Here is a 13,983-nt window from a genome sequence, read left to right on the forward strand (position 1 = left end):
AGCAGCTTTTCACGGGAGTTCAGATCCCACTCACGCCAAGGCGCAATAACCTGCACACCCGGCTTAAGGGCATAAGCACCCAACTCAAAACGCACCTGATCATTACCCTTGCCAGTAGCACCGTGGGATATCGCATCGGCACCGGTTTGGTTGGCAATATCAATCAAGCGCTTGGAGATGAGAGGGCGGGCAATAGAGGTGCCCAACAGGTACTCACCTTCATAGATAGCATTAGCGCGGAACATCGGAAACACATAATCGCGCACAAACTCTTCGCGCAAGTCCTCGATGTAGATTTCCTTAACGCCCAACGCCTCTGCTTTTGCGCGTGCAGGCTCAACTTCCTCGCCCTGGCCGATGTCGGCGGTAAAGGTAACAACTTCGCAGTTATAGGTATCCTGCAACCACCGAACAATAACGGAGGTATCCAGGCCACCGGAATAGGCCAGAACGACCTTTTTGATATCAGACATGTCTGTGCTCCAGACTGAACAGAATGGATGTAACGAAAAGAAGGGCCATATTGTACGGGATGGTGGGGGAGTTGGCTATTGACTGTCACTGTAACGTAAATACAATGTATGTATGATTAAATTCGAATGGAATCGAACCAAAGCCGCCTCGAATGAGAAAAAACATGGAATCAGCTTTGATGAGGCGCAAACTGTCTTTTTTGACGAACTCGCTATTCAGTTCTTTGATGAGGAAAATTCAGATCACGAGGACAGGTTCCTCATGCTGGGCACAAGTGCTCTTGGAAGACTTTTACTTGTTTGTCATTGTGAACGCAAAGGAGGCAACGCAATCCGGATAATTTCAGCAAGGAAGGCAACCGCAGCAGAACGCACTCACTACCATGGTGGCCTCTCATGAAAGCAGAATACGACCTATCTAAAATGAAATCGCAGCCAAACCCCTATGCTGCAAAGCTCAAGAAGCCAATAACCATGCGCTTGGGGGAAGATGTGCTGGATTATTTCAAGGAAATGGCCGAAAAAACCGGCGTGCCATACCAAACCCTGATTAATCTGTATTTGAGGGACTGTATGGCCAATAAACGAGAGATTGATATTAGCTGGGACTGAAGTACTACCCCTCTCCCCCAGCCCCTCTCCCACAAGGGGCGAGGGGAGCTAAACACCTAAAACCTTGGGCGCATCAATAGCTATGGGAGTGCAGTAAAGCCCCTCGCCCCTGGGGGGAGAGGGGGGGGGAGCGGAGACTCACCTACAAAAATCAACCAACCTAAGCCGACTGCGCCAACGCCTCTTCACGAATGCCATCCCAGCCGCTTTTGATCGAGCGCAGCAAATCCGCCACCTCATCCAGCTTGTTCATGTCGTTCCTGGCACTGGCTTCCAGAAGGGTACGCTCCATATAGTCATACAAACCCTCAAGACGAGCCGCAAGATCACCGCCCTTCTCAAAATCCAGAAAGCTTCGCAGGCCGCCAATAATTTCCATAGCCTTGGTAATCAGCTTCCCCTTCCCTGCATAATCTTTAGCCTGCATGCGGGCCTTGGCCATGTTGATACGCTCCAGCGCACCGTTATACAGCAGCTGAATCAGCTTATGTGGATCTGCATCGGTGATGCTGGTTTGGGTATTTACCCGTTGGTACGCTTGTAAACCGTTCATATCTAACCTCGTTTAACCGTTATACGGCCAGCCCTGCATAAAAGGACGTTTTTCAGAAACTCGTTTGATTACTTGGATTTATTTGGCGCCAGCGCCGCCAGCTGTTGCGTTACATAATCCCGGGTATTGTTCAGCTGAGAGATCAGTGAGTCGGCCGCGCTGAACTGTTTCACCAGGCGCTCACGAAAAGATTCAACACGCTGGTCCAGCTTAACCCTGTCTTCCTGAATCTGTTCCAGATCGTGGTTCAAACTGCTGGTGCGGGATTCCAGTTTGCCATCGGCACCCACAAAGCTGTTAACCAGATCAACGGTGCTCTTACCTACGCCCTGCACAAAATTGATAGAACCACGATCGCCCGTCTGATCGCCAAGCACACGCACCTGAAGGCCAGAAGCCGGGCCATTATCACTGCCAAGGTAAAGTACCTGGCCATCACCTTTCGCGGTGCGGCCATTGATGGTGCCAACAATGTCCTCGCCCGCTGTGCCGGTTGCGGTTGCCAGACCAAACTTCCCGCCATCTTCCACCGATGTAATACTTACATTGGATTCAGAGCCGTATTTGCCAGAAGTGAAAACCAGCTTATTGTTGCTGTCTAACGATACCTGCACCGACTCGCCGGCAGCCCCCAGGGCAGAATTACTGTCCAGCTGGGCCTGGATATTACTCACAAGATCCTGGGCAGAGAGGCCTGTCCCATGGGCGAGCTTGAGGTTCACCGTGGTCTCGCCATTTACCTTCAGGCTCAGTTCATCATTATTGGCATCAATCTTGATATCGCTGCCAACTGCAGAACCGGCAACCAGTTCCCCCCGGGTGGCAGTCTGAGTCACATTAATGTCGTACTTGCCCGGTTCTGTGCCAGAACCGCTGCGCACAAACTCCACCTGCTCATCGGTGGTTCTGCCCTGCTCTGCAAACAAGGCCGTTACATCGTCCGGATTATTCTTAAGCTGGGTTTCAAAAACTTCGCGGTCAAACTTCAAATCGCCGGTCTCGGCATCGGTGGTTATTCCCACGTCAGCCAGGCTCCGCACGCTGGCGCTTTCCAGGCCAGACACCATGCCGGTCAGTACATTACGCAGCTGCCCCTGCAGATTTCGAACCGTGCTGTCGCCATTCAACAAACCACCAATGCCGGCCTCGGCGTTGAAACCTGCCAAGCCATCAATGGTGGACTGCAGCGCATTGAACTTATCCACAAAACCCTGAACGCGATCTGTAACGGCACCCAGATCCTGATTGACCTTTACCGTAGACGTACCAAGGTCCTTGATATCGAAAGACAGGCCATCAATAACATTTTCAAAACTGTTCGTTGCGCGGGTAACTTCGATGCCATTAAGCTTCATCACCGCGTTCGATGCAGCGATGGTTTCATCAAAACCGGTACCCGGGTCCATGTCAGCATTGAACGCAAAACGGGAAAGGCCTGCACCGTTGGTATTATTACCATCACTGTCGTTTGCGGTGATGCTTACGGCATTGGCCTCGCCGGTTTCATCCGCAGAGAGCACTAACTGAAAGCCATTACCCGTATCAATCAGGCCGGCAGAGGCGCCCACGTCGGCATCGTTGATTGCGTCGGCCAGACCCTGCAGGGAGTTATTGCTGCTATCGATGGTAATTTCAGTGGTTTTATCACCTACCGCAAACGTTAAAGTCCCCTCACCCACAGGCACTGTGTCGCGATCGGCGAAGGCATCTCTTGAAGCCAGCGCCTGGCCTGAGGCCAGACTGGTTACTTCAATGCTGTAGCTGCCGCGACTGGCCTTGGTACTGTCCACCGACACACCAATGTTCTCATTCGAGGAAGAGGCCGAAAACGCCTTCAGATTATCAGCCGCACTCAGTTGACGCATTGGCAAACGCAACTCTGTAATGGCGCTACGCAGCTTTCCATAGGCAGACAGCATGGCCTCCGACTTTTCGGTTTTCCGGTCGAGCCGTATTTCCGTGGGCCTGCGCTCCGCGGCTGTCAGCTGGTCCACCAGATCAGACGTTAAAACGCCAGACCCAATCCCCAATGATGAAATGCCTGCCATACCAATGCCTCCTTGAAGGGGCTGATCACTCTACAATACGTTTAACGGCCACAAGCGGCAAAACTTTGCCTCTTTACCACTTTTATTTTGTAACACAACGTAACACTGTTTTTATCCCCCTCTCCCCCAGCGGGACAAGCGAAGCGCAGAACAGCCGCAGGCTGGCCCGCAGGGCGAGCGCCACAGGCGCGAGTAATGGGGCCAGGGGAGAGGGAGTTACCCCAAAACCAGAAACACCGCCGAACCCTCTCAGGTGCGGCGGTGCTGAAATACCATTGCTATCATCCACGCAAAAGCGGCAAGCCCTTACACTTTGATGTTAAACAACGTCAGCGGCTCATCCTGCTGCAATTTCTCTGCCAACCTCACAGCCACCTCATCGGGAATCTGCCGGACAACTTCCCGGGTTTCCTGATCCACCACTTTCACAATGGTCTGCCCCGAGTCGTTATCCACTTCAAACTGCAAATCCCTCTGAACGTTCTGAACATAATCATTCAGCTGCGACACCGCATCATCCAACCCTTCCCGAAACGCCTCATTCTGCCTCTGCAGCTGTTCGGCTTTCGAAATACCCTGGGGTTGGGAAGCCGACTGATTCGGCACGGCACGCTCAGTTGATGAAGAAGCCAACCCAGAGGCACTGCTGCCTTCGGCCTGAGATGACGACATTGCCCTGGCCGGAGCCTGATCGTTTGCACGTACCAACTTCAAGCTCGGGTTATTCAGGTTAACGTCATTCATAGCTCACCTCACTATGCTTAAACGGCTAAAAGCCAGGGCCCGAAAGCCCCGGCTATTACCGCTAATCCCTTACTGCAGGAGGGAGAGAACCTGCTGCGGACGGGCGTTGGCTTGTGACAGAACCGAAATACCAGCCTGCTGAAGTACCTGAGACTTAGCCAGATTGGCAGTTTCTGCAGCGAAGTCAGCGTCCAAAATACGGCTGTTGGAGGCGCTGAGGTTCTCTACAGAAGTGCTCAAATTGGCGATCGTAGATTCGAAGCGGTTCTGAACCGCACCCAGCTCGCTGCGGAACTTGTTAACGGTATCCAGTGCGGCATCCATACGCAGAATCGCATCGTTGGCGTTAGCGACCGTGTCTACCGTTACTGAGTCGACACTGCCAGTGTCAACAGCTATTTCACCGCCGCTTGCAATATGGCCGGTACCAAATGCAGCGTTGACGTCGGTACCAAATACAAGAGCCTCAGAAGACTTAAGGTCAAGACCATCACCAGCGGCATTAAGAGCAGCATAAGCACGACCAGCCAGTTGGTCATTTATCTGATCAGCAGCAGCCTGCAATACTGCACCCTCATCAATTGCTGTATCACTATCATCAAAGAGATCTTCATCAAGATTCAGCTTCACCTCAATCGCTTTCGCATCCTCTCCAACAGTTACCGAAAAAGCAGTAGCGTCTGCGCCTTTAAAAGCAGAGAAATCATCAGCAGTCATAGTGCCGCCCTTAGCAACAGCCAGGTCACCAAACTTTGTAGTCCGTACGCTTTGCGCCAGATCAACACCAATAGTTTGGCCAGCGTTGGCACCTACCTGGAAGTTCTGTGATGCAAGCGAGCCATCCAACACATTCAGGCCGTTAAACGCGGTCTGAGATGCAATACGGTCAACCTCGGCAATACGCTGTTGAACCTCATCATTCAGCGCCTCTCGGTCTGACGCACTGTTGGTAGCGTTGGCAGATTGCACTGACAACTCCCGAATACGGCTCAGGTTGTTGGTGATCTCATCCAGCGCACCCTCAGCTGTCTGAGCAAGAGAAATACCATCGTTGGCGTTGCGGGTAGCAACGTTCAAGCCAGAAATCTGTGAGCTAAAACGGGTAGAAATAGCGAGGCCAGCCGCGTCGTCTTTCGCCGAGTTAATACGCAAACCTGAAGACAAACGCTCCAGCGCCTGGTCATTCATGCCTTGCGACTTGCTCAACTGATTCTGAGCAGACAGTGACGCAACGTTAGTGTTGATACCGAGAGCCATATTGCTTCTCCTTCGACTTGATAGTCTTTATTTCATGGAAGAGGTCTGGCGTTCTCTTTTGGGTTTGGAGCGCCGCCCTGTTACTTCACTTAACGGCAGCCCGGCCAAGCGCTTTAGAAAAAGTACCGGAGATTTTGTAAAGGAATGTTAAATAACAATAAAGTGAATACAAGATTTTGTTTACTATAGCTTTTTATTTTAAATGTTTTTCTCGGAAATCTGCTTTTAAGAGCGCAACCCATCTCAAAAAGCGGCAACTTGATTCCGATCAACGCCGCTGGAAATCTGGCAAGCTGGATCAAGAACGGTGAAGGCCAACTAGAAATCACTTAACAATCAATCAACTAAACCATAATCAAAAAACTGGCACACACTTCGCTTTACTCTCCCCCAAACGATCAACTAACGATTCTTTGCCGGTATTCTGCCAACACCTACATGGGCAGCGTGGCCCGGCACCTCTGAGTAGGGAGATTGGATATGCCACAAGTCATTAATACCAACATTGCGTCACTGAATGCCCAACGGAACCTTAACGCTTCTCAAGGACAGGCAAATGTCGCTCTTGAGCGGCTATCATCTGGTTTGCGAATCAACTCTGCCAAAGACGATGCCGCCGGCCTGGCTATTTCCACACGTTTTGAATCACAAATAACAGGCCTTAACGTAGCCCAACGCAATGCCAACGACGGCATATCTCTCGCCCAGACCGCCGAGGGTGCGCTTGATGAGGTAACCAGCAACCTGCAGCGCATTCGAGAGCTGGCAGTGCAATCAGCCAACGCTACGAACAGCACATCAGACAGAAAAGCGTTGAACCAGGAAGTCCAGCAAAGAATCGAAGAAATTAACCGCATTGCGGGCCAGACATCCTTCAACGGTCTGAAGGTTCTCGATGGCACCTTTGGTCAACAAACGTTCCAGGTGGGAGCCAGTGCCGGTGAAACAATCGGTGTAAGCGGGCTGGATTCACGGGGCCAGAATATTGGTGCCGTTATGAAGCAAACGAGCGGCCTGGGGGAGCAGGTTGCGGGCTACGAGCCGGTGAAAGCCACCAGCGATGCACTGACTGCTGACATCTCATTTCCAGTTACCACTACCGGAGCTACAGTAAATATTGATGTAGGAGCTCCCGCCACAACCTTGAGCCTCGCTATAGATAATGGTACCTACAACAACGTGGAAGAGCTTGCGGCGAACATCCAGTCTCAACTACAGGCTGAGATAGATGCCACACCACCGGTTCTGGCGGCGGAAAACATTCAGGTGAGTGGCAACGCGGATAACAATACGCTGGTATTTTCGAATGCCCGCGGCGAGGCCTTGGATATTGACCTGAGCATAGGAGACGGTACAGATACCTTCAGCCAAACAAACCTTGCGGTCGCGGCCGCAACAGAAGAAGTTTCCCTTGACAAGTTTTTTGAGAATGGCGGCACAGCCACATTTGATGTAGATATCAACGGCACGCCAATCACAATCGAAGATGCCTCCTCACTCAATGACATCACAGCCCAGGTGAATGCGAAATCTGTGGACACAGGCATTAGTGCAAACATGAACTCAGAGAACAACGAGATCATCTTTTCTGCCCAGTTTGGACAGGAATACACCGTTGAAATAACGAGCAGCGGCCTTCTTGATGAGGCGGGAGATCCTCGCATCACTACTGGCCAGATCAGCGCAACCGTTGCAAATGACACCGTATCGGTGAACGACGTTGATATATCCACACGCGCCGGTGCAGAAAGCGCGATGATTGCCATCGACTTCGCATTTGACAAAATCAACGGCTTCCGCGCCGAACTCGGTGCCGTACAAAACCGCTTCGAGTCCACCATAGCAAACCTGAGCACCACCTCAGAAAACCTCTCGGCCTCCAATAGCCGCATCCGCGATGCGGACTTCGCAGCAGAATCCGCGGAACTGGCCCGCACCCAGGTACTGCAGCAGGCTGGCCTATCGGTACTGTCTCAGGCCAACGCCCGGCCACAGCAGGTTTTGCAGTTGCTGCAAGGTTAAAAAAAGCATTGAGCCACACAAACAGCCGGGCCAAGCGCCCGGTTGTTTTGTTTAGCCACTCCAAACTCACAAGGCCCCTCAAAAAAATATCACACCCGAACAAACATCCCCTCAAACAACGCCGTTTGCCGCATCACCTGTTTATCTTCCTTGCGAAACCGGGTCTGTTCCGGGTTCAGCTCTATAAGATCCAAAAACTCCGGCGGGCCCTGTCGCACGGCCTTTATGCACTGGGGCACAGGTGCGGATGAATTACCCGGCAATATCTTCTCAAGCTTGATCTCATGCTCCCAGGAATCGCCGAAATCGTATTCATACTTAACCGCCTGCCCTTCTCTAGCCAGCAAGCTGGAAGCCGGCATTGTGGTTTCATCTACAAAGTTCAGAAAGGTTGTGCCTGGCCCAATCATTAAGCGCCGCCAGATGGGTGGCTGCGCGCCGGTGAGTGATACTTTGATTTGGTATAGGTTGTTGCTTGGTACAGGCATTCGAGCTCCACTCAAATAATCCATCGTTTGGCGATCTGAATTTCCATGCACTGCTTGGGCCTCAAGGGCTTCTGGTAACCTCTTTTAGCAGTGTCTTGGCACACACTCAATCAAATGGCATTATATGCCAATACCCGAGCCGGAGGTTTTGCATGGCAACAAGAAATATTGTTTTAACGGATCATCAGGAACAATTGGTAGGCACCCTTGTGAAAGCTGGGCGCTACCAGAATGCGAGCGAGGTTCTTCGCGATGGGCTTCGCCTGGTTGAAGAAAAGGAGTTACAGCACCAGGAAAAGCTTCTGTCTTTACGAGATGCCATCGCAGAGGGCCTGCAGGATGTAGCCGCGAGGCGCACAGTCAGCCTTGGTGTTGGTGAAGAAATTACCGAGTACCTAACCCGCAGAGCCACTGATCTCACTGAAAAGGGCTAAAGGCCAAACATATTCTTTTCTTTCATACTGCTATCGGTAAGCAGACAAAAAAAGTCGTGATCTTGCGCATACTGCACGTATCTATGGATTTTGTTGAACATCTGTAACCTGGCACATCTTTCGCAACACCTCACCTATCGCACAGCAAACCACAAAAACTGCAGGCCTTTGCCGCATTTTATAGTGCAGTGGCAGGACAACGAGGTACTTCATGCAAGCCAGACATCACATTCAGGAACCCCGCACTCAGCAGGCACAGGCCGCCCGTTTGCTTCTGCAAGCCAACCTTGCCTATGGCGAATCCAACAGCAGCGCGCTTAGCCATACCCAGCGCCTGCAGGCCCGGCAGGAATGCCGTGTGTTCCTGGAAGAGGCGATTGCGCTTGAGCCAAACAGTGCCATCGCGTTGGGCTTGCTGGGGCGTGTCGAGATGGACGACGGGCAACTTGAAAACGCCCACGACCTCTTCAACGCCAGCCTGCAAGCTCAACCCGGCCAGGCGCAACAATACGCCAACCTGGGCTACTGGGCATTGAAAACCGAACGCCCGGCTCTGGCGGAGCAGCATTTTGTACAGGCCCTGGATTGCGACCGGCAATCGGCAGCCGCTTTTTGCGGTGTCGCCCACGCCAAGCGGTTGCAGGGGCAGTTTGATGTGGCGTATCTGCATTATCGCAAGCTGCTGGAAACCGGCGCCGAATGGGAGTCTGTTTACAGCGGCATGCTCACCTGTGCCCAGCATCTCGCCGTAAACAGTGCCGATAGCCGCTTGGCCTTGGATGCCATCGCGCTGTTAAAACACGATGGTTTACCCCATCAAGAAATCGGGCGCTTTGTGGCTGCCATAATCCGCCAGCAATACGACCTGGATAACCCCAGGGCAGAGATCTTCCTGGATGCAGCCAGCGAAGACGAACTGCTAATACTGGCGCTGCAAAAAACATTGATGCCAGATCCGGCTGTGGAAGAACTTGTGGTTATGCTACGCCGTGCCATTCTGGCGGAAGTTGCCCAAACTGCAGAGCTTCGCGATGAACTGCAGCCTCTCGCCCTGGCCATAGCCCAGTACGCAGACCGCACCGGCTACGCACTGGCCGCAGAAGACAATGAGGAACGGCTGGCATTAACGGTTAACGATAGCCTTAAAGCACAGTTGGTGATGGGCGAAACCCAAGACGCCCTGACCGGCTCGCTGATGATCAGCGCCATGTACGGGGCACTCTTCCATCAGGCGTTTGCAGTGCAGCTTGGACAATGGAACCTGGTGGACTGGCCATTGGCACTGCAGCCGGTACTGGCCGCCAGTTACTATCACCGCGCAGAAGAAGAAGGCATCAAACAGTGCTTCGATGAAAAAGCAGAAGAACTCTGCCTGGATAAAACCGACGTTCCGCAAGCCTGGCCCGCCTGGTCGAAGCTGGCTTACCGCGCACAAACCAGCCTTAAGTCGGTGATGGCAACAGAATTAGGCCTGGCCACAGACACACTGCCAGACACCTTGCGCGTAATGGTGTGTGGCGCTCAGTCTGGCCAGCGGGCCATGGAACTTGCCCGCTACCTGGCAGATGTGGAAGTGATCGCCGTGGATGAATCCCTGGCCAACATCGCCAAAGCCACACGCATGGCCGCCGAATCCGAGACCAACAACATAGTATTCTGGCCCTGGTCCATCGCCCAGCAGTTTGTGGCAGACGGCCACCAGGTTCACTGGGTTGAAGTCGGCCGCTTACCTTCTCCCGCCATGACAGAGCTTTCACTGGCAGCGGTGGTGAACAGCGCCTCCGGTTCTGGCGCGATTGTGCACCTGCATACCGCCATCGCCGAGCAAACAACCGGCGACCGGCAGATGCGGAAGCTGATTGCAGAACACGGACTTCAACCAACCCGCTCGACCTTGCGCAAACTTCGCAGCATGGTGCTAACCAACCGCCAGGATGCCACCTGGCAAGAACTTGCCCACGAAGACGACTTCTACAGCCTCGGCGGCTGTCGCGATCGCTGGTTTCGGCCGCAGGATGAGGCACAGCTGAAAGACTTGATGGCGATGGTGAGTAATGAAGTGGAATGGAAGCTGGTAAAGGCCCGTGATGAAGATGGCCACAGCCTGGCTACGCGGCCTGTGCAAAGGCAGATTCAGGCAGAGGCACTTGGGAGTGAGGTGCAGAGTGTGGTTGGCCAGAATTTGAGTGTGTATTTTCAACGGCGGCGGTGAAGGAAAGAAGGATAGCGGTGCCTACCGGCCCGCCGCTTCATTACCCCCTCTCCCCCAACCCCTCTCCCGCCAGGGGCGAGGGGCTTACACACCTGAGGCCTGAGGCTTTGGCTATGAGGCTCCAGGATTCCGTGTCTTTACTCCCCTCGCCCCTGGCGGGAGAGGGGTTGGGGCGGTCCGACGCTTCGGGAGGGGGTAATGAAACGGCGGCCTGCAAGGGCCAACATCATTTTTACTTATTCACCACCCCCCCCACAACCCTACCCCCGGCACTCCAAAGCCTCATAAATAACCGAAAGCACAACATCCGTTTGCCGCAAAATATCGTGATTCCAAAACCTCAGCACCTCGAACCCCAGGGAGCGCAACCAAGCATCTCTTTCCTTGTCACTTTCCGAATCATTATGCTGGCCGCCATCGGCTTCAACGATCACCTTTGAACCGAGATGCACGAAATCAACTATGTACCGCCCAAGGGGTTGCTGGCGGCGGAAACGTTTGCCGTTCAGGCGGTATGCTCGCAGGTAATACCAGAGCTTTTTCTCCGCATCGGTCATGTTTTGGCGCAGGTGTTTTGCGAATTGAGCTTGGTTCATTTTGCCATCCTTGGCTTGGTTGAAAGACCCCCTCTCCCCAACCCCTCTCCCGCAAGGGGCGAGGGGCTTTACTGCACTCCCTCAGACTCTGGGTGTGTAGCTCCCCTCGCCCCTCGCGGGAGAGGGGTCGGGGGAGAGGGGGTACACGATGCGGCGGCCCGCAGGGCCAACATCCTTTTAGTTAAATATAAGGAACCAAAGATTCCCCATACAAATGCAAATCCTCCAAAACCTGCTGCCTCTGCGGAGTCAGTTCCGGATCACTCGCAAGCCTTTGCAGTTCAAGCCCAAACGCCTCCAACGACAACCACCCTTTCTTCGGTGCCATCAACCGCTGGGTACGAAACGCCTCCCAGCGCTCCGATTCCTCACTGGTCAGCGAATCCGGATAATTACGGGCGCGATAGCGAAATAGCAGTTCCTGCAGGCGCTCATCTTTAAAGTTGAAGGTTTCTTCCGCCAGCGATTCGGGCGGTGTTTGCAGTACGCGGTTCAGTTCACTGCGGTCGGCAGCAGAAATAAAACCTCCGGCGTAGAGTTGTTCGTCCGGGTCGGTCAGGTCGCCTTCGTGTGGCTGGCCGAATGCTTCGGCAATCCTCTCTGGCAACCCTTCGGCCTTTCTCAGTAGCGCAAGATTGGCACGAAGGGTGGCGCCATCCAGTTGCAATTCTTCCAATCGCTCGGCAGAGAGCGTGGAGAGCATGTTTGCAGGTGCCAGCACCGGGCATTTATTCAGCTGCACGCCTTTGAGGGGGAACCGGCTTTTTTCACCAAGCTGCGCCTGGGCGGTGAACACCCTTTCGCGAATCTGCTCGGGTGTGGCGTTAATCAGCTCACTTGGGTCTTCCCGCAGGTCGTACACGATTACCAGATTTTTGTTACTGGGGTGCTCGGCAATAGGCGCGACCATAGCACAACAGCCGCGAGTGGCCGGGTATTTGGCAGAGATGTGAAATACCGGCTTTATGGCTGCTGCATCAAGCATAGCCCGGGCCGAGTGTTTGTCTTTATTATTCAGCACAAAATCGAACAACTTTGGCTGCTTTTCCCGGATCAGCCGGGCAACAGCAAGGGTGGCCTCCACATCCGACATGGCATCGTGTGCCGCTTCATGGGCAATGCCGTTCGCGGCCGTAAGCGCTTCCAGTTTGAAGCTGGGGCTGCCGTCTTCCTTGCGCGGCCAGTTTATGCCTTCGGGCCGCAAGGCGTAGGTTAGCCGCACCATGTCGATAATATCCCAGCGGGAATTGCCGTTTTGCCACTCCCGGGCATAGGGGTCTTGCAGGTTGCGGTACAGGGTGTGGCGGGTTACTTCATCGTCAAAACGCAGGCTGTTATAGCCCACCACGCAGGTGCCTGGCTGGCTGAACGCTTCGTTTATCCGGGCGATAAACTCCGTTTCCGGGTAACCATCCGCCATCGCCTTCTGCGGCGTAATGCCAGTAATCAGGCAGGCTTGTGGTGATGGCAGGTAGTCGTCGGTGGGTTTGCAGTAAATAACCAGCGGGTCTTCAATAACATTCAGATCCGCATCGGTTCGCACGCCGGCAAATTGCGAAGGCCGGTCGTGAATCGGGTCGACACCAAAGGTTTCGTAGTCGTGCCAGTAAAAAGAGCGGATCAAAGGAAGACTCCCAGCATATGAATCGTTAAGCTCAAGAGTCTAGCAAAATCAAAACAGGTTGTTACCCATATCAACCTGATGGGTCTGCAGCCGATCCACGCCACCATTTACAAAAGTGCCCAGATCAACGGTCATATTGGTAGGCAAATTGATAAATACACCTTGGCCTACATTGATCGTGTTGGCACCATCCAGGCTCTGCCAATCCATCTCTTCACGCTGGAAGCCGATAAAAAAACCATCGGTAAACCCGTTGTTCTCTCCACCCACGCTAATAGAACGCAAATCCGTTAACGGCGCGCAGTTCGCCCCTGAGACACAACTGCCTGGCGATATACCAATGTGAGAAGCCCGCTTATTGGTGGCCGCACCGGTGCTATCCATCAGTACAGCGTCGTGCTTCGCCCCGGTATTGTCCTCAAACTTAAGGCCAATATCACCACTAAAACTCGCAGTACTGGAAGAAACCGACCCTCTAGCCTGCCCAAAGCCCATACGAAAGCCTGCCAACCCGGCGCCGTCTTCAGCCAATTCGATATAGGGCTTGCGTGCTTCGAATGGAATCACATCGCCCGCATTATAGGCAACCCCGTTAAACTCATCGCCATTATTACGGGCAATATGGCCCAGGGCCACATGCCGGGCGGCGAAGTCTGCACCGCCATCAATCTGGCCAACCTGAATATCATCAATATTTACACGGGTTTCGACATCCACGCCCAGAGTCATGCGCGTATACTCGTGAGCCGAGCCAGAAATATTCTCAATCTGCATAAACGCCTGCCCTGTTACGTTGCCCATGGCCGATTCCGAAATGGGTTCCAGCTCAGCCTGGGCAACAGGCACCGCACCCAGGCAGAACGTAATGAGGGCAGCGTATCCATACGCGTGATGTCTCATAGCAATGTCTCGGATTAAGG

General features: G+C 53.4%; 14 protein-coding genes. 5 read left to right on the top strand and 9 right to left on the bottom strand.

Going from position 1 to position 13,983, the window contains the following annotated elements; translation table 11 throughout:
* Positions 1-473, bottom strand: a 473-nt coding sequence (locus ACTHYN_RS15265) for an argininosuccinate synthase domain-containing protein (RefSeq protein ID WP_441813275.1), incomplete at its 3' end; no start/stop codon positions are given.
* A 112-nt stretch (positions 474-585) separates the two neighbouring features.
* On the opposite strand from ACTHYN_RS15265, the gene ACTHYN_RS15270 reads away from it, so the two are divergent.
* Positions 586-873, top strand: a complete 288-nt coding sequence (locus tag ACTHYN_RS15270) for a BrnT family toxin (protein ID WP_441813276.1) — start codon at positions 586-588, stop codon at positions 871-873.
* Complete coding sequence (locus ACTHYN_RS15275) at positions 870-1,085, top strand: CopG family antitoxin (RefSeq protein ID WP_441813277.1); 216 nt, start codon at positions 870-872, stop codon at positions 1,083-1,085. The genes ACTHYN_RS15270 and ACTHYN_RS15275 overlap by 4 nt, the downstream gene beginning before the upstream one ends.
* Before the next feature lie 160 nt (positions 1,086-1,245).
* On the opposite strand, the gene fliS is transcribed toward ACTHYN_RS15275, so the two are convergent.
* The 4 genes from fliS to ACTHYN_RS15295 all read right to left on the bottom strand — a co-directional run bounded on the left by fliS (position 1,246) and on the right by ACTHYN_RS15295 (position 5,687).
* Positions 1,246-1,638 (bottom strand): flagellar export chaperone FliS, encoded by a 393-nt coding sequence (gene fliS / locus ACTHYN_RS15280; RefSeq protein ID WP_441813278.1) that lies wholly within the window; start codon positions 1,636-1,638, stop codon positions 1,246-1,248.
* Between the two features lie 68 nt (positions 1,639-1,706).
* Entirely contained in the window at positions 1,707-3,686 is a 1,980-nt protein-coding gene (fliD, locus tag ACTHYN_RS15285) for a flagellar filament capping protein FliD (RefSeq protein ID WP_441813279.1), read from the bottom strand.
* Between the two features lie 306 nt (positions 3,687-3,992).
* Positions 3,993-4,430, bottom strand: a complete 438-nt coding sequence (locus tag ACTHYN_RS15290; RefSeq protein ID WP_441813280.1) for a flagellar protein FlaG — start codon at positions 4,428-4,430, stop codon at positions 3,993-3,995.
* A gap of 69 nt (positions 4,431-4,499) precedes the next feature.
* Positions 4,500-5,687, bottom strand: a complete 1,188-nt coding sequence (locus ACTHYN_RS15295) for a flagellin (RefSeq protein WP_441813281.1) — start codon at positions 5,685-5,687, stop codon at positions 4,500-4,502.
* 480 nt (positions 5,688-6,167) lie between these two features.
* Between ACTHYN_RS15295 and ACTHYN_RS15300 the strand changes: the two genes are divergently transcribed.
* A complete protein-coding gene (locus ACTHYN_RS15300) occupies positions 6,168-7,709 on the top strand; it encodes a flagellin N-terminal helical domain-containing protein (RefSeq protein ID WP_441813282.1) in 1,542 nt (513 codons plus the stop codon).
* Between the two features lie 89 nt (positions 7,710-7,798).
* Here the strand turns inward: ACTHYN_RS15300 and ACTHYN_RS15305 are convergent, their stop codons facing one another.
* A complete protein-coding gene (locus ACTHYN_RS15305) occupies positions 7,799-8,197 on the bottom strand; it encodes a plasmid pRiA4b ORF-3 family protein (RefSeq protein WP_441813283.1) in 399 nt (132 codons plus the stop codon).
* Positions 8,198-8,349: 152 nt separating this feature from the next.
* On the opposite strand from ACTHYN_RS15305, the gene ACTHYN_RS15310 reads away from it, so the two are divergent.
* The gene (locus tag ACTHYN_RS15310) at positions 8,350-8,631 is read left to right on the top strand and encodes a type II toxin-antitoxin system ParD family antitoxin (protein WP_441813284.1); all 282 of its coding nucleotides are present in this window, start codon (positions 8,350-8,352) and stop codon (positions 8,629-8,631) included.
* A gap of 211 nt (positions 8,632-8,842) precedes the next feature.
* A complete protein-coding gene (locus ACTHYN_RS15315) occupies positions 8,843-10,843 on the top strand; it encodes a hypothetical protein (protein ID WP_441813285.1) in 2,001 nt (666 codons plus the stop codon).
* Positions 10,844-11,103: 260 nt separating this feature from the next.
* Here the strand turns inward: ACTHYN_RS15315 and ACTHYN_RS15320 are convergent, their stop codons facing one another.
* From ACTHYN_RS15320 to ACTHYN_RS15330, 3 genes are all read right to left on the bottom strand, one after another.
* Positions 11,104-11,439, bottom strand: coding sequence for an endonuclease domain-containing protein (locus ACTHYN_RS15320; RefSeq protein WP_441813286.1), 336 nt, complete (start codon positions 11,437-11,439; stop codon positions 11,104-11,106).
* 181 nt (positions 11,440-11,620) lie between these two features.
* A complete protein-coding gene (gene sbcB, locus ACTHYN_RS15325) occupies positions 11,621-13,063 on the bottom strand; it encodes an exodeoxyribonuclease I (RefSeq protein WP_441813287.1) in 1,443 nt (480 codons plus the stop codon).
* Positions 13,064-13,111: 48 nt separating this feature from the next.
* A partial coding sequence (locus ACTHYN_RS15330; protein WP_441813288.1) for a DUF6160 family protein occupies positions 13,112-13,983 on the bottom strand: 872 nt, incomplete at its 5' end.

It is taken from the genome of Marinobacter sp. (assembly GCF_052091845.1).
Classification (GTDB): domain Bacteria; phylum Pseudomonadota; class Gammaproteobacteria; order Pseudomonadales; family Oleiphilaceae; genus Marinobacter.